The 16,476-nt window shown below is 71.2% G+C and carries 13 protein-coding genes; 1 reads left to right on the top strand and 12 read right to left on the bottom strand.

Annotation, left to right across the window (positions count from 1 at the left end; translation table 11 throughout):
* Positions 1-48 precede the first annotated feature (48 nt).
* Positions 49-1,275: a fumarylacetoacetase gene (fahA, locus tag ABZZ38_RS00465; protein WP_356734296.1), complete on the top strand. Its 1,227-nt coding sequence runs from the start codon at positions 49-51 to the stop codon at positions 1,273-1,275.
* A 127-nt stretch (positions 1,276-1,402) separates the two neighbouring features.
* Here the strand turns inward: fahA and ABZZ38_RS00460 are convergent, their stop codons facing one another.
* The 12 genes from ABZZ38_RS00460 to nuoE all read right to left on the bottom strand — a co-directional run bounded on the left by ABZZ38_RS00460 (position 1,403) and on the right by nuoE (position 16,470).
* Positions 1,403-2,236, bottom strand: coding sequence for a carbohydrate-binding protein (locus tag ABZZ38_RS00460; protein WP_356734295.1), 834 nt, complete (start codon positions 2,234-2,236; stop codon positions 1,403-1,405).
* 47 nt (positions 2,237-2,283) lie between these two features.
* On the bottom strand, positions 2,284-3,249 hold the full coding sequence (locus ABZZ38_RS00455; RefSeq protein WP_356734294.1) for an AraC family transcriptional regulator: 966 nt from the start codon (positions 3,247-3,249) through the stop codon (positions 2,284-2,286).
* A gap of 180 nt (positions 3,250-3,429) precedes the next feature.
* Complete coding sequence (gene nuoN / locus ABZZ38_RS00450; RefSeq protein WP_356734629.1) at positions 3,430-5,049, bottom strand: NADH-quinone oxidoreductase subunit NuoN; 1,620 nt, start codon at positions 5,047-5,049, stop codon at positions 3,430-3,432.
* 35 nt (positions 5,050-5,084) lie between these two features.
* Complete coding sequence (locus ABZZ38_RS00445) at positions 5,085-6,680, bottom strand: NADH-quinone oxidoreductase subunit M (protein ID WP_356734293.1); 1,596 nt, start codon at positions 6,678-6,680, stop codon at positions 5,085-5,087.
* Positions 6,681-6,685: 5 nt separating this feature from the next.
* Positions 6,686-8,632: an NADH-quinone oxidoreductase subunit L gene (gene nuoL, locus ABZZ38_RS00440; protein ID WP_356734291.1), complete on the bottom strand. Its 1,947-nt coding sequence runs from the start codon at positions 8,630-8,632 to the stop codon at positions 6,686-6,688.
* A gap of 15 nt (positions 8,633-8,647) precedes the next feature.
* Positions 8,648-8,947 (bottom strand): NADH-quinone oxidoreductase subunit NuoK, encoded by a 300-nt coding sequence (gene nuoK / locus ABZZ38_RS00435; RefSeq protein ID WP_019888630.1) that lies wholly within the window; start codon positions 8,945-8,947, stop codon positions 8,648-8,650.
* On the bottom strand, positions 8,944-9,801 hold the full coding sequence (locus tag ABZZ38_RS00430; RefSeq protein ID WP_356734290.1) for an NADH-quinone oxidoreductase subunit J: 858 nt from the start codon (positions 9,799-9,801) through the stop codon (positions 8,944-8,946). The genes nuoK and ABZZ38_RS00430 overlap by 4 nt, the downstream gene beginning before the upstream one ends.
* A complete protein-coding gene (nuoI, locus tag ABZZ38_RS00425; RefSeq protein ID WP_356734289.1) occupies positions 9,798-10,457 on the bottom strand; it encodes an NADH-quinone oxidoreductase subunit NuoI in 660 nt (219 codons plus the stop codon). The genes ABZZ38_RS00430 and nuoI overlap by 4 nt, the downstream gene beginning before the upstream one ends.
* Positions 10,429-11,796 (bottom strand): NADH-quinone oxidoreductase subunit NuoH, encoded by a 1,368-nt coding sequence (gene nuoH / locus ABZZ38_RS00420; RefSeq protein ID WP_356734288.1) that lies wholly within the window; start codon positions 11,794-11,796, stop codon positions 10,429-10,431. Before nuoH ends, nuoI begins: the two co-directional genes overlap by 29 nt.
* Positions 11,793-14,315, bottom strand: a complete 2,523-nt coding sequence (locus tag ABZZ38_RS00415; RefSeq protein WP_356734287.1) for an NADH-quinone oxidoreductase subunit G — start codon at positions 14,313-14,315, stop codon at positions 11,793-11,795. The genes nuoH and ABZZ38_RS00415 overlap by 4 nt, the downstream gene beginning before the upstream one ends.
* On the bottom strand, positions 14,312-15,655 hold the full coding sequence (gene nuoF, locus ABZZ38_RS00410; RefSeq protein ID WP_356734286.1) for an NADH-quinone oxidoreductase subunit NuoF: 1,344 nt from the start codon (positions 15,653-15,655) through the stop codon (positions 14,312-14,314). Before nuoF ends, ABZZ38_RS00415 begins: the two co-directional genes overlap by 4 nt.
* A complete protein-coding gene (gene nuoE, locus ABZZ38_RS00405; protein ID WP_356734627.1) occupies positions 15,655-16,470 on the bottom strand; it encodes an NADH-quinone oxidoreductase subunit NuoE in 816 nt (271 codons plus the stop codon). The genes nuoF and nuoE overlap by 1 nt, the downstream gene beginning before the upstream one ends.
* Positions 16,471-16,476: the final 6 nt, after the last annotated feature.

The following is a 16,476-nucleotide window of genomic DNA, read 5'->3' as shown; positions in this document are numbered from 1 at the left end:
GCCGTCGTAACGTGTCCCCCACACACGTGGAAAGCGAGGCAAGCACCGATGCCCGAGCAGAGCCCGCTCGACCTGGCCGAAGGCGATCCCTTCGGCCCGCACAACCTCCCGTACGGCGTCTTCAGCACCGCCGACGAGCCCGGCCGCCGCCGGCTCGGCGTACGCATCGGCGACCACGTCCTGGACGCGGGTGCGGCGGCCCGGGCGCTGGGTTCGCCGTACGCGGCGCTGCTCGCGCAGCCCAGCCTGAACCCGCTGCTCGCCGCGGGCCGCACCGCCTGGCGCGATGTCCGCCGCGCCCTCACCGCCTGGCTGACGGTCCCCGCGCACCGCCCGGACGTCGAGCCCCTGTTGCACCCCCTCGACGGCGTCACCCTCCACCTGCCGTACGAGGTGGCGGACTACGTCGACTTCTACGCGTCCGAGCACCACGCCACCAACGTCGGCCGCATCTTCCGCCCCGACGGCGAGCCGCTCACGCCCAACTGGAAGCACCTGCCGATCGGTTACCACGGCCGCTCGGGCACGGTCGTCGTCTCCGGCACCGAGATCGTCCGCCCCTCGGGGCAGCGCAAGGCGCCCGCCGACCCGGCCCCGGTCTTCGGCCCTTCGGTGAAGCTGGACATCGAGGCCGAGGTCGGCTTCCTCGTCGGGACGCCGTCCGCCATCGGCCACCCCGTCGACCTCGCCTCCTTCCGGGACCACGTCTTCGGCCTGACCCTCCTCAACGACTGGTCGGCGCGCGACATCCAGGCGTGGGAGTACGTCCCCCTCGGCCCCTTCCTCGGCAAGTCCTTCGCGACGTCCGTCTCGGCCTGGGTGACGCCACTGGAGGCGCTGGACGCGGCCCGTGTCGCGCCGCCCGCCCGGGACTTCCCGCTCCTGCCGTACCTGGACGACAGCGCCGAGGAGGAGCCGGGCGGCTTCGACCTGCGCATCACGGTACGGATCAACGGCGAGGTCGTCGCCGAGCCGCCGTTCTCCACGATGTACTGGACGGCGGCCCAGCAGCTGGCCCATATGACGGTCAACGGCGCCTCCCTGCGCACCGGTGACCTGTACGGCTCCGGCACGGTCAGCGGCCCGGAGGTCCACCAGCGCGGCTCGCTCCTGGAACTCACCTGGAACGGTCAGGAACCGCTCGAACTGACCGGTGGGAAGCGGACGTTCCTGGAGGACGGCGACGAGGTCACGCTCACCGCGTGGGCGCCGGGCCCCGACGGCATGAAGGTGGCGCTCGGCGAGGTCACGGGCCGGATCGCGTCCGCGATCTGACCCGGGAGCGCACGGAGCCCGAGGACCCGGGGCACGAACGCGGAGGGCCCGGAACGCGGAGGGCCCGGCACCCCGGCTCCAGGGTGCCGGGCCCGCGCGGCACCGGCTCAGCCGCGCGCGGAGAGGGTCACTCGGCCCGCCACAGGGCGGGGACGGCGGGCGGCTCCCAGCCGGTCCGGGCGGTGTGGCCCTGCAGGCACACGTAACCCGCGCCGGCGTACGTCACCCGTGTACCGGGGCGGTAGCCGACGCCCACGGTCCAGGAGCCGCCGGGTGCGGGGTCCGGGGGCGTCGGGCCGGGCCCGGGCGACTGCGGCACGTCCAGGACGAAGTCGAACGCCGCCTCCCTCGCGCCGCCCGCTTCGCGCACCGTCATCAGCAGCCGCGGGTCGAACAGCGCGTCGGTGGTGTTGCGGGGCTCGTTCGGGAAGTACAGCTGGGTGGTGAGCACGGGGCGGCCGGGTGCCTGCACCTTGACGTGGATGTGCCGGGTACGGCCCGGGTAGAGCCCCGGCACGATCGTGCTGAGCCGGAACGCTCCCCGCGCGTCCGTGAACTGGTGGCCCCGGAAGCGGAAGCCGACGTTGTCGTACGCGCCGTTGACGTCCGCCTGCCAGAAGTCCAGCAGGACGCCGCTGACGGGGCGGCAGGCGAGCCCGAAGACGTATCCGGTGACGGTGAGCCGCGTGCCCGGGGTGGTCGCCTCCACCAGCGAGGTGCGGCGCGGGGAGTTGGGCTTGAAGTACGGCCCCTCCATCTGCGGCGGGGTCGGGTCGTCGCCGTCGTCGCAGGCCGGGGTCAGGGCCGGGGAGGTGCCGGACGGGCCGAGGGTGCGGGCCAGGGCCGGTACGCCCATCAGTGCCGCGGGCGCGGCGATCGAGGCCGCCACCGCGGCGCGCAGCACCGCCTTGCGGCTGGGGTGTCCGGGGACTGCCGGGGTCGTGCGGTGGTCGCCGTCCATGCCTGCTCCTCCTGAAGGGGGATGCTCGTCGGGGATCGGCAACGAACCTATGCGGGGCGCCCGTCGTCGGCGATGGACGGGATCCGGTGGTCGTGGTGAATATCGCCGCCGCGCCGGAACTCCCCCGGGCTCAGGCCCGTCTCGCGCCGGAAGAAGCGGCAGAAGTACGCGGGGTCGGCGATGCCGGTCCGGTGCGCCACCTGACGTACGGTCAGGTCCGTGCGGGCCAGCAGCCGCTTGGCCTCATGGGTGCGGGCCTCCCGGATCAGCCCGCCCGGCGTGCGGCCCGTGGCCGCCTTCACGGCCTCCGCCAGGTAGCCGGCCGTCACCCCGATCCGCTCGGCGCAGACGCGCACCGACCACAGCTCGGGATCGGCGCCCGCGATCAGGCGGGTGAACTCCTCGGCCACCGCGTGCGCCCGCACCGGCGCGGAGGCGGGCGCGGGCGCGGGTGCCGCGTCCGGCTCCCCGGGACCGCTCAGGCGGGCCGTCCGTACGACGAGGACGTGCAGCAGCGCCCGCAGGACGGTCTCGAAGCCTCGGGCGCCCCGCCGGTACTCGTCGTCGAGGTCGGCGACCAGCCGGGTGGTCCGGGAGTGGGCGTGGTCGTCCAGCGTCCGCGGGGGCCGCCCGCTCAGCCCTCGCAGGAGCTCCCGGTCGCCCGGGTGGTCGAGCAGGAAGTCGTCCGTGAACAGGATGACGGATCCGTCCAGGCCCCTGGCGTCCTCCCAGTGGTGCACCTGGCCCGGCGCGAGGACGCACAGGTGCGGGGGGCGCAGCTCCCAGCGGGCGAGGTCGACGACGTGCGCGCCGGTTCCGGCGGTGACGTGGACGATCTCGTAGAAGGTGTGGCGGTGCGGAAAGGAGGCGCGGGACATCGCCCCGATCGTGTCGAAGGTGCCGATGGCGAAGGGCAGCACATTGGGCATCGGCACCTCGAGCCGGTGCATGGGGAGCGCGCCCTCTTCCTGAGGAGGCCCCTCCGTCCCGGGTGACACGGTGGTTCCGCGCATGCGCCCGCCCCTCGCCTACAGGTCCAGACCACTACTCGTCCGCCCACGATGGCACGCCCGCCGCCGTCGCGGAACGGCCCCCGGGTCCGTAGGCCGAAAGCGGTTCGGCGGGGCGCCCCACCGGGCACCCCGCCGAACACCCACCGCTACCGGCTGCCGACTGCCGATAGACGGTCACCGCTACCGGACGAAGACCCCCGCATGACCTGCCAGGTCGAGGAAGTACTGCGGGGCCACGCCCAGCACCAGCGTGACGGCGACCCCCACGCCGATCGCCGTCATCGTCAGCGGTGACGGCACGGCGACCGTCGGCCCCTCCGGCTTGGGTTCGCTGAAGAACATCAGCACGATGACCCGGATGTAGAAGAACGCGGCGATGGCGGACGAGATCACACCGACCACCACCAGGGCCCCGGCGCCGCCCTCCGCCGCCGCCTTGAAGACGGCGAACTTGCCGGAGAAGCCCGAGGTGAGCGGGATTCCGGCGAAGGCGAGCAGGAACACCGCGAAGACGGCCGCGACGAGCGGCGACCGCCGCCCGAGCCCGGCCCACTTGGACAGGTGGGTGGCCTCGCCGCCCGCGTCCCGCACCAGCGTGACGACGGCGAAGGCGCCGATCGTCACGAAGGAGTACGCCGCCAGGTAGAAGAGGACGGACGACACCCCCTCGGGGGTCGCCGCGATGACACCGGCCAGGATGAACCCGGCGTGCGCGATCGACGAGTACGCGAGGAGCCGCTTGATGTCGGTCTGGGTGATCGCGATGACCGCACCGGCGAGCATGGTGAGGATGGCGACACCCCACATGATGGGCCGCCAGTCCCAGCGCAGGCCCGGCAGGACCACGTAGAGCAGGCGCAGCATCGCGCCGAACGCCGCCACCTTGGTGGCTGCCGCCATGAAGCCGGTGACGGGTGTCGGGGCGCCCTGGTACACGTCCGGGGTCCACATGTGGAACGGCACCGCGCCCACCTTGAACAGCAGCCCCATCAGCACCATCGCGAAGCCGATGAGGAGCAGCACGTCGTTGCCCATGGTCTCGGCGAGCGCCGGGGTGATGTCCGGGACCGACCCGTCCACCACATCGGCGATGCGCGCGTACGAGACGGAGCCGGCGTACCCGTACAGCAGGGCGATGCCGAAGAGCAGGAACGCGGACGAGAAGGCGCCGAGCAGGAAGTACTTCACCGCGGCCTCCTGCGACAGCATCCGCTTGCGGCGGGCGACGGCGCACAGGAGGTACAGCGGCAGGGAGAAGACCTCCAGCGCGATGAACAGCGTCAGCAGGTCGTTGGCCGCCGGGAAGACGAGCATCCCGCCCACCGCGAACAGCATCAGCGGAAAGACCTCGGTGGTGGTGAACCCCGCCTTGACCGCGGCCTGTTCCTGCTCGCTGCCCGGTACGGCGGCGGCCTCGGCGGCGAACGAGTCGACCCGGTGCCCGTGGTGCGCCGGGTCGAGCCGGCGCTCGCCGAAGGTGAAGAGCGCGACGAGCGAGGCCAGCAGAATGGTGCCCTGCAGGAACAGCGCGGGCCCGTCGACCGCGATGGCGCCCATCGCGGCGATGCCCGCCTTGGTGGAGCCGTATCCGCCCGCCGCGAGGCCGACCACCGCCGCGAAGGCGGCGGCCAGCGCGACGACGGTCAGGAACATCTGGGCGTAGTACCGCGCGCGGCGCGGGACGAACGCCTCCAGCAGGATGCCCACCACCGCGGCGCCCACCACGATCAGCGTGGGTGCCAGCTGGGTGTACTCGATGGTCGGCGCCCCGATCTTGTCGGCCGGTTCGGCCGCCGCCATCCACAGGCTGTGGACAGCCGGTACAGGTGTCGCACTCACTTGGCCGCCTCCACCTCGGGCCGGGGGTCCTTCTGCTGTACGTCCGACATGGTGTGCCGTACGGCCGGATCGACGATCTCGGTGAGCGGCTTCGGGTAGACGCCGAGGAGCAGCAGCAACCCGATCAGCGGCGCCACCACCACCAGCTCCCGCGCCTTGAGGTCGGGCATCCTCCGCACCTCTTCCTTCACCGGCCCGGTCATCGTCCGCTGGTACAGCACGAGCGTGTAGAGCGCGGCGAGCACGATGCCGAAGGTGGCGACGATCCCGGCCACCGGGTAGCGGGCGAAGGTGCCCACCAGGACCAGGAACTCGGAGACGAACGGCGCGAGGCCCGGCAGTGACAGCGTGGCCAGACCGCCGATCAGGAACGTCCCGGCGAGCACCGGAGCGACCTTCTGCACCCCGCCGTAGTCGGCGATGAGCCGCGACCCGCGCCGCGAGATCAGGAAGCCGGCCACCAGCATCAGCGCGGCCGTCGAGATCCCGTGGTTGACCATGTAGAGGGTGGCGCCGGACTGCCCCTGGCTCGTCATCGCGAAGATGCCCATGATGATGAAGCCGAAGTGGGAGATCGACGCGTACGCGACCAGCCGTTTGATGTCCCGCTGGCCGACCGCGAGCAGCGCCCCGTACACGATGCTGATCAGCGCGAGCACGATGATCGCGGGCGTCGCCCACTTCGACGCCTCCGGGAACAGCTGGAGGCAGAAGCGGAGCATCGCGAAGGTGCCGACCTTGTCGACGACGGCCGTGATGAGCACGGCGACCGGCGCGGTCGCCTCACCCATGGCGTTGGGCAGCCAGGTGTGCAGCGGCCACAGCGGCGCCTTCACCGCGAAGGCGAAGAAGAAGCCCAGGAACAGCAACCGCTCCGTGTTGGTCGCCATCTCCAGCGAGCCGTTGGCCCGCGCCTCGGCGATCTGAGTGAGGGAGAAGTTCCCCGCGACGACGTACAGCCCGATGACCGCGGCCAGCATGATGAGCCCGCCGACCAGGTTGTACAGCAGGAACTTGACCGCCGCGTAGGAGCGCTGGGCCGCCGCGTGCTCGTCGGTGCCCGCGTGCGCCCGGTCCCCGAAACCGCCGATGAGGAAGTACATCGGGATGAGCATGGCTTCGAAGAGGATGTAGAAGAGGAAGACGTCGGTGGCCTCGAAGGAGAGGATCACCATCGCCTCGACCATCAGGATCAGGGCGAAGAACCCCTGCGTCGGCCGCCACCGCTGCGACTGGTCCGCGGCGGAGCCGCTGTCGGACACCGCCGGGGAGTCGGCGTCGTGCCAGCCCGCCAGGATGATGAAGGGGATGAGCAGCGCGGTGAGCGCGATGAGCGCCACCCCGATGCCGTCCACGCCCAGCTCGTACCTCACCCCGAAGTCCTTGATCCAGGCGTGGGATTCGGTGAGCTGGTAGCGGGCGCCGCCCGGCTCGAAGCGGACCGCGACGATCGCGGCCAGGACGAGCGTGGCGAGGGAGACGAGCAGCGCCAGCCACTTGGCGGCCGTCCGCCGTGCGGCGGGGACGGCGGCGGTCAGGATGGCACCGACCGCGGGCAGCGCCGCCGTCACGGTGAGGAGAGGGAACGACATCGTGGTCACACTCCCCTCATCAGCAGGGTCGCGGCGATCAGCACCGCCGTACCTCCGAACATCGAGACCGCGTACGAGCGGGCGAAGCCGTTCTGCAGCTTGCGCAGCCGGCCGGACAGTCCGCCGACCGAGGCGGCGGTGCCGTTGACCACCCCGTCGACCAGGGTGTGGTCGACGTAGACCAGGGAGCGGGTGAGGTGCTCGCCGCCGCGGACCAGGACCACGTGGTTGAAGTCGTCCTGGAGCAGGTCGCGCCGGGCGGCGCGGGTGAGCAGCGAGCCGCGCGGGGCGACGACCGGGACGGGCCGGCGGCCGTACTGCGCGTACGCGACGAAGACGCCGATCAGCAGGACGACGACCGTGGACGCCGTCACCGCGCCCGCGCTGATGGGCGGGTGCCCGTGCTCGAAGTCGGTCACCGGCTTCAGCCAGTTGACGAACGCGCCGTTCAGGGAGAACAGCGCGCCCGCGAAGACGGAACCGAAGGCGAGCACGATCATCGGGATCGTCATGGACTTCGGCGACTCGTGCGGGTGCGGCATCCGCCCGGCGTGGTCCTCGGCAGCGGGCTCGGCACTGGGCACCGCGTCGGCGTCGGGCGCCGGCTGCCAGCGCTTCTCGCCGAAGAACGTCATGAGCATCACGCGGGTCATGTAGTACGCGGTGATGCCCGCGCCCAGCAGGGCGACGCCGCCGAGGATCCAGCCCTCGGTGCCGCCCTTGGCGAAGGCAGCCTCGATGATCTTGTCCTTGGACCAGAAGCCGGACAGCCCCGGGAAACCGATGATGGCGAGGTAGCCGAGCCCGAAGGTGACGAAGGTGACCGGCATGTACGTCCGCAGGCCGCCGTACTTCCTCATGTCGACCTCGTCGTTCATGCCGTGCATGACCGACCCCGCTCCGAGGAACAGCCCGGCCTTGAAGAAGCCGTGCGTGACCAGGTGCATGATGGCGAAGGCGTATCCGACGGGGCCGAGACCGGCGGCCAGGATCATGTAGCCGATCTGCGACATCGTCGAACCGGCCAGCGCCTTCTTGATGTCGTCCTTGGCGCAACCGACGATCGCACCGAACAGGAGCGTGACCGCGCCGACGACCGTGACCGCCAGCTGCGCGTCGGGGGCGGCGTTGAAGATGGCGCCCGACCTGGTGATGAGGTAGACGCCCGCGGTCACCATCGTCGCCGCGTGGATCAGGGCCGAGACGGGGGTCGGGCCCTCCATCGCGTCACCGAGCCAGGACTGCAGGGGCACCTGCGCGGACTTGCCGCACGCGGCGAGCAGCAGCATCAGCCCGATCGCGGTCAGCATGCCCTCGGAGGTCTCACCGGTGGCCGCGAGCACGGGCCCGAAGGTGAAGGTGCCGAAGGTGGTGAACATCAGCATGATGGCGATGGACAGGCCCATGTCGCCGACCCGGTTGACCAGGAAGGCCTTCTTCGCGGCTGTGGCCGCGCTGGGCTTGTGCTGCCAGAAGCCGATCAGCAGGAACGAGGCGAGACCGACGCCCTCCCAGCCGAAGTACAGCAGCAGGTAGTTGTCGGCGAGGACGAGCAGCAGCATCGCCGCGAGGAAGAGGTTGAGGTAGCCGAAGAAGCGGCGCCTGCGCTCGTCGTGCTCCATGTACCCGATGGAGTAGACGTGGATGAGCGTGCCGACTCCGGTGATGAGCAGGACGAACGTCATCGACAGCTGGTCGAGCTGGAAGGCGATGTCCGCCCGGAAGCTCTCGACCGGCACCCAGCTGAACAGGTGCTGGTGCAGGGCCCGTTCCTCGGTGCCCTTGCCGAGCATGTCGAAGAAGAGCACCGCGCCGATGACGAAGGACGCGGCGGCGAGCAGCGTGCCGAGCCAGTGCCCGGCCCGGTCCAGCCGTCGGCCGCCGCACAGCAGGACGGCCGCTCCCAGCAGTGGCGCCGCGACGAGCAGCGCGATCAGGTTCTCTGTTTCCACGGTTCCAGCGACCCCTTACAGCTTCATCAGGCTGGCGTCGTCGACCGAGGCCGAGTGGCGGGCACGGAACAGCGACACGATGATCGCGAGTCCGACCACGACCTCCGCGGCGGCGACGACCATCGTGAAGAAGGCGATGATCTGGCCGTCGAGATTGCCGTGCATACGGGAGAAGGCGACGAACGCGAGGTTGCAGGCGTTGAGCATCAGCTCGACGCACATGAAGACGACGATCGCGTTCCGCCGGATCAGCACCCCGGCCGCGCCGATGGTGAACAACAGGGCGGCCAGGTACAGGTAGTTGACCGGATTCATTGCGCGTTCTCCTCCTCCCGCCGGGGCGTCCTCGGCTCCGCCGGGTGGCGGCCCAGACGCTCTTCGGCGCGCTGCTCCAGCGCCTTCAGATCCTCGATCGCCTCCGTTGACACGTCGCGGATCTGCCCGCGGGCCCGCAGCGTCTTGCTGACGGTGAGCTCGGACGGTGTGCCGTCCGGCAGCAGGCCGGCGATGTCCACGGCGTTGTGCCGGGCGTAGACACCGGGCGCGGGCAGCGGCGGCAGGTGCCTGCCCTCGCGTACGCGCTGCTGGGACAGCTCCCGCTGGGTGCGGGCCGGCTCGGTGCGCTCCCGGTGCGTCAGCACCATCGCGCCGACCGCGGCCGTGATCAGCAGCGCACCGGTGATCTCGAAGGCGAAGACGTACTTGCTGAAGATGAGCGCCGCGAGGCCCTGGACATTGCCACCGGCGTTCGCCGTGCCCAGGCCGTCGAAGGTCGTCAGCGAGGCGCTGCCGATGCCGGCGGCGAGGAGGATCCCGAAGCCGAGTCCGCAGGCTGCGGCCCACCAGCGCTGGCCCTTGATGGTCTCCTTGAGGGAGTCGGCGGCGGTGACGCCGACCAGCATGACCACGAAGAGGAACAGCATCATGATCGCGCCGGTGTAGACGACGATCTGGACGACGCCGAGGAAGTACGCGCCGTTGGCGAGGTAGAAGACCGCCAGGATGATCATGGTTCCGGCGAGGCACAGCGCGCTGTGCACGGCCTTCCTCATCAGGACGGTGCACAGCGCGCCGACGACGGCGATGGTGCCGAGCACCCAGAACTGGACGGCCTCGCCCATGGAGGTCGCGGTGGCCGCGAGCGTGGTGACGCCGGCGAGCGTGCTCATGCCCCGACCACCTTCCCCGAAGCGGGCTCGCCCTCACCGAAGTCCGACGCGGCCTCCTGCGGGACGGCGCCCTCGGGCCGCTCGCCCTTGCCGGCCGCCGGCTGCGGGACCGTGCCGGGCGCGGCCTCGGTGACCAGGCCCCGGTAGTAGTCCTGCTCGGTCATGCCCGGGAAGATGGCGTGGGGCGCCTCGACCATGCCCTCCTCCAGGCCCGCGAGGAGCTGCTCCTTCGTGTAGATCAGGTTCTCGCGGGAGCTGTCGGCCAGCTCGAACTCGTTCGTCATGGTCAGCGCCCGGGTCGGGCAGGCCTCGACGCACAAGCCGCACAGGATGCAGCGGGCGTAGTTGATCTGGTAGACGCGGCCGTACCGCTCGCCCGGCGAGTACCGCTCCTCGTCGGTGTTGTCCGCGCCCTCCACATAGATGGCGTCGGCCGGGCAGGCCCAGGCGCACAGCTCGCAGCCGACGCACTTCTCCAGGCCGTCCGGGTGCCGGTTGAGCTGGTGCCGTCCGTGGAAGCGCGGCGCCGTCGTCTTCCGCTGCTCCGGGTACTGCTCCGTCAGCCGCTTCTTGAACATGGCCTTGAAGGTCACGCCGAAGCCGGCGACCGGATTCTGGAAGTTGCTGTCAGACACCGTCAGCCTCCTTTCGCTCACTCACAGTGTCGGGCCCACCACTGACAATCAGCTCGCGCGAGTGGCGCGGACGCCGTCGGGGCACCGGGGGCAGCGTCTGCCCGGGCAGCGGCGGTACGGGGAAGCCGCCGGCCATCGGGTCGAACTCGGCGGGCGGTTCGGCCTCCTGCTCGGCCCGCTTGGCCTTCTTGTCGCGGAAGGCGTCGGCGACGAAGGAGAGCAGCAGGACCGCGATCACCGCGCCCGCGACGTACAGCACGATCTGCTGGAAGTCGTAGTTCTCGTTGCGCAGCGCGCGCACGGTCGCGACCAGCATCAGCCAGACGACCGAGACCGGGATGAGGACCTTCCAGCCGAGCTTCATCAGCTGGTCGTAGCGGACGCGGGGCAGCGTGCCGCGCAGCCAGATGAAGAAGAACAGCAGCAGCTGGACCTTGACGACGAACCAGAGCAGCGGCCACCAGCCGTGGTTCGCGCCCTCCCAGAAGGTGGAGATCGGATACGGGGCCCGCCAGCCGCCGAGGAAGAGGGTCACGGACACCGCCGAGACGGTCACCATGTTCACGTACTCGGCCAGCATGAACATCGCGAACTTGATGGAGCTGTACTCGGTGTTGAAGCCGCCGACCAGGTCGCCCTCGGACTCCGGCATGTCGAACGGGGCGCGGTTGGTCTCGCCGACCATGGTGACGACGTAGATGATGAACGACACCGGCAGCAGGATGATGTACCAGCGGTCCGCCTGCGCCTCCACGATCGCGGAGGTCGACATCGACCCGGAGTACAGGAAGACGGACGCGAAGGCGGCGCCCATCGCGATCTCGTAGCTGATCATCTGCGCGCAGGAGCGCAGACCGCCGAGCAGCGGGTACGTCGAGCCGGACGACCAGCCCGCCAGCACGATGCCGTAGATGCCGACGGAGGCGACGGCGAGGATGTAGAGCATCGCGATCGGGAGGTCGGTCAGCTGCATCGTGGTGCGCTGCCCGAAGATCGAGACCTCGTTCCCGGCCGGGCCGAACGGGATGACCGCGATGGCCATGAACGCGGGGATCGCGGCGATGATCGGAGCGAGGACGTACACGACCTTGTCCGCCCGCTTGACGACCACGTCCTCCTTCAGCATCAGCTTGATGCCGTCCGCGAGGGACTGGAGGAGGCCCCAGGGACCGTGCCGGTTGGGGCCGATGCGCAGCTGCATCCAGGCGACGACCTTGCGCTCCCACACGATGGAGAACAGCACGGTGACCATCAGGAAGGCGAAGCAGAAGACCGCCTTGATCGCGACGAGCCACCAGGGGTCCCGGCCGAACATGGAGAGGTCTTCCGCGGCCAGGGTGTACGAGGTGTACGGGATCATGCCTCCACCTCCGTGAGGCCTGCGGGGGCCGGGGTCGCGGGGGCGATACGGACCAGGTGGCCCGGTGTCGCGCCCGTCGCCGACAGGACACCGCCGGGGGTCGAGTTGAGCGGCAGCCACACCACGCGGTCGGCCATCGGCGTCACGCGCAGCGGGAGTTCGACGGAGCCGGAGGGGCCCGTCACCGACAGGACGTCACCGTCCTTGAGGCCGGTCTCCGCCGCGGTGGCCGCCGAGAGACGGGCGACCGAGGCGTGCCGGGTGCCGGCCAGGGCCTCGTCGCCCTCCTGGAGGACACCCAGGTCCAGCAGCATCCGGTGGCTCGCGAGGACCGCCTCGCCCTCACCCGCGCGGGGCAGCGGCCGGGCCGTCTCGGCCGGGTCGGCCGCCCGCGTACCGTCCCACGCGCCGAGCCGGTCCAGCTCACGCCGTACGGAGTGCACGTCCGGCAGCGCGAAGTGACCGTCTCCGCCGGCGCCTTTGGCGCGGGCGAGGGTGTCGGCCAGCATGTGCAGCACCCGCGCGTCCGCCGGGGCGAGCGTCCGGGTCATGTGCTGCGGCTTCAGCGCGGCCTCGAACATCCGGGCCCTGCCCTCCCAGTTGAGGAAGGTGCCGGACTTCTCCGCGACGGCCGCCACCGGGAAGACCACGTCCGCCCGCTCGGTGACCTCGCTCGGCCGCAGCTCCAGCGACACGACGAACGCCGCGTCGAGGGCCTCACGCGCGCGCGGCGGGTCCGGCAGGTCCACGACCTCCACGCCCGCGACGACCAGCGCGCCCAGCTCACCGGTGGCCGCGGCCTCCAGGATCTGACCGGTGTCGCGGCCGTAGCGGTGCGGCAGCTGACGTACGCCCCAGGCGGCGGCGACCTCCTCACGCGCGCGTGGATCGGTCGCGGGACGCCCGCCCGGCAGCAGCGACGGCAGCGCGCCCACCCAGGCCGCGCCGCGCTCACCGGCCCGGCGCGGGATCCACACCAGCTCCGCCCCGGTCGCCGTCGCCGCCCGGACGGCGGCGGTCAGCGCACCCGGCACACCGGCCAGCCGCTCACCGACCACGATCACGGCGCCGGGCTTCCGCAGCGCCTGGGCGGCGGCGGTCCCGTCGGCGTCCAGCCCCGCGCCGGAGGCGAGCGCGTCGAGCCACTCGGTCTCCGTCCCCGGAGCCGCCGGCAGCAGCGTCCCGCCCGCCTTCTCCAGGCCCCGGGTCGTGTGCGACGCCAGCGCGAACGTCCGCTGGCCCCGCTTGCGCCACGCCTTGCGCAGCCGCAGGAAGACGCCCGGCGCCTCCTCCTCCGCCTCCAGCCCGGCCAGCAGCACCGCCGGGGCCTTCTCCAGGGAGGTGTACGTGACTCCGGCGCCGTCCAGGTCCCGGCCGTGCCCGGCGACGCGGGCGGCCAGGAAGTCGGCCTCCTCGCTGCTGTGCACGCGCGCGCGGAAGTCGACGTCGTTCGTGTCGAGGGCGACGCGGGCGAACTTGGCGTACGCGTAGGAATCCTCGACGGTCAGCCGGCCGCCGGTGAGGACACCGGTGCGCCCTCTCACCAGGCCGCGCGCCGCGGCCTCCAGCGCCTCCGGCCAGGACGCGGGCTCCAGCCGGCCCGTCTCGGCGCTGCGCACCAGCGGGGTGGTGAGCCGGTCACGCTGCTGCGCGTACCGGAACGCGAACCGCCCCTTGTCGCACAGCCACTCCTCGTTGACCTCCGGGTCGTTCATCGCGAGCCGCCGCATGACCTTGCCGCGCCGGTGGTCGGTGCGCGTCGCGCAGCCGCCCGCGCAGTGCTCGCACACGCTCGGCGACGACACCAGGTCGAAGGGGCGGGAGCGGAACCGGTACGCGGCCGAGGTCAGCGCACCCACCGGGCAGATCTGGATGGTGTTGCCGGAGAAGTACGACTCGAAGGGGTCACCCTCGCCGGTACCGACCTGCTGGAGCGCGCCGCGCTCGATCAGCTCGATCATCGGGTCGCCCGCGACCTGGTTGGAGAACCGGGTGCAGCGCGCGCACAGCACGCACCGCTCGCGGTCGAGCAGCACCTGGGTGGAGATCGGCACGGGCTTCTCGTACGTCCGCTTCTGCCCGTCGAAGCGGCTGTCGGCCTGCCCGTGCGACATGGCCTGGTTCTGCAGGGGGCACTCGCCGCCCTTGTCGCAGACCGGGCAGTCCAGCGGGTGGTTGATGAGCAGCAGCTCCATCACGCCCACCTGCGCCTTCTCGGCGACGGGCGAGGTCAGCTGGGTCCGGACGACCATGCCGTCGGTGCAGGTGATGGTGCAGGACGCCATCGGCTTGCGCTGGCCCTCCACCTCGACGATGCACTGCCGGCAGGCGCCGGCCGGGTCGAGGAGCGGGTGGTCGCAGAACCGGGGGATCTCGATGCCGAGCTGCTCGGCGGCGCGGATGACGAGCGTCCCCTTGGGGACGGAGATCTCGATGCCGTCGATGGTCAGCGTGACCAGGTCTTCCGGCGGGACGGCGGCGCTGCCGCCCCCGGCGGGGGCCGACGCGGTGACGGTCATGCGTTCACCTCCTCGTGGTTGTCCGCCCAGGCGGTCGACTTGGCCGGGTCGAAGGGGCAGCCCTTGCCCGTGATGTGCTGCTCGTACTCCTCGCGGAAGTACTTCAGCGAGGAGAAGATCGGCGAGGCGGCGCCGTCGCCGAGGGCGCAGAACGACTTGCCGTTGATGTTGTCGGCGATGTCGCTGAGCTTGTCGAGGTCGCCCATCACGCCCTTGCCGGCCTCGATGTCGCGGAGCAGCTGCACCAGCCAGTACGTGCCCTCCCGGCACGGCGTGCACTTGCCGCACGACTCGTGGGCGTAGAACTCGGTCCAGCGGGTCACGGCCCGCACGACGCACGTCGTCTCGTCGAAGCACTGGAGCGCCTTGGTGCCGAGCATCGAGCCGGCGGCGCCGACGCCCTCGTAGTCCAGCGGTACGTCGAGGTGTTCGTCCGTGAACATCGGCGTCGACGAGCCACCGGGCGTCCAGAACTTCAGCCGGTGGCCCGGCCGCATGCCGCCGCCCATGTCGAGCAGCTGGCGCAGCGTGATCCCGAGCGGCGCCTCGTACTGGCCGGGCGAGACGACATGTCCGCTGAGCGAGTACAGGGTGAAGCCGGGGGACTTGTCGCTGCCCATCGACTTGAACCAGTCCTTGCCGCGGTTGAGGATCGCGGGAACCGAGGCGATCGACTCGACGTTGTTCACCACAGTGGGGCACGCGTAGAGACCGGCGACCGCGGGGAAGGGGGGACGCAGCCGGGGCTGGCCACGACGGCCTTCGAGCGAGTCGAGCAGCGCGGTCTCCTCACCGCAGATGTACGCGCCCGCACCCGCGTGCACGGTGAGTTCGAGGTCGAGTCCGCTGCCGAGGATGTTCGTGCCGAGGTAGCCCGCCGCGTACGCCTCCCGCACGGCCTCGTGCAGCCGGCGCAGCACCGGCACGACCTCGCCGCGCAGATAGATGAAGGCATGGTTCGACCTGATCGCGTAGCACGCGATCACGATGCCCTCGATGAGGGAATGCGGGTTGGCGAAGAGGAGCGGGATGTCCTTGCAGGTCCCGGGCTCCGATTCGTCGGCGTTGACAACAAGATAGTGCGGCTTTCCGTCTCCCTGGGGGATGAACTGCCACTTCATCCCGGTGGGGAAGCCCGCGCCGCCGCGACCGCGCAGGCCCGAGTCCTTGACGTACGCGATGAGGTCGTCGGGCGTCATCGCGAGGGCCTTCCTCAGCCCCTCGTAGCCCTCGTGCCGCTTGTACGTGTCGAGCGTCCAGGAGCCGGGCTGGTCCCAGAAGGCGGACAGGACCGGCGACAGCAGCTTTTCGGGGCTGGTCCTCTCGGGTGCCAACGTCATCACTCCCCCTCCTCGTTGACCGGGCCCGCCGGGTTGGCGGGGTCGGACGCGGAGGTCCGCTGCGGCGCGTCGTGCGAACTGAGGTGGCCGGAGCCGGGTGTGGGCTCGTCGCGCGGGGCCTCGCCGCGCGGGTGGACCACGCGCGCGCCGGGCGCCGCCTCGCCCTTGGCCAGCTTCAGGCCGATCAGCGAGGCGGGGCCGGCGCCGCCGGATGCCTCGACCGCGCCGGGCCGCTCGTCGGGGAAGCCGGCCAGGATCCGGGCGGTCTCCTTGTAGGTGCACAGGGGAGCGCCGCGGGTCGGTGCGACGGGGCGGCCGGCGCGCAGGTCGTCCACGAGCCGTTTGGCGGTCTCGGGCGTCTGGTTGTCGAAGAACTCCCAGTTGACCATCACGACGGGCGCGAAGTCGCAGGCGGCGTTGCACTCGATGTGTTCGAGGGTGACCTTGCCGTCCTCGGTGGTCTCGTTGTTGCCCACGCCGAGGTGCTGCTTGAGCTCGTCGAAGATGGCGTCGCCTCCCATCACCGCGCACAGGGTGTTGGTGCACACGCCGACCTGGTAGTCGCCGGAGGGCCTGCGCCGGTACATGGAGTAGAAGGTGGCGACGGCGGTGACCTCGGCGGTGGTCAGGCCCAGGGTGTCCGCGCAGTAGCGCATCCCGGTGCGGGAGACGTACCCCTCCTCCGACTGCACCAGGTGCAGCAGCGGCAGCAGCGCGGAGCGGCTGTCCGGGTAGCGGGCGATGATCTCCTCGGCGTCCGCGTCGAGCCGGGCCCGTACATCGGCCGGGTAGTCGGGGGCGGGGAGCTGCGGCATCCCCAA

This window comes from Streptomyces sp. NPDC006368 (assembly GCF_040612535.1).
In the GTDB taxonomy this organism is placed as follows: Bacteria; Actinomycetota; Actinomycetes; order Streptomycetales; family Streptomycetaceae; genus Streptomyces.
This window is presented reverse-complemented; position numbering and strand designations above follow the sequence as displayed.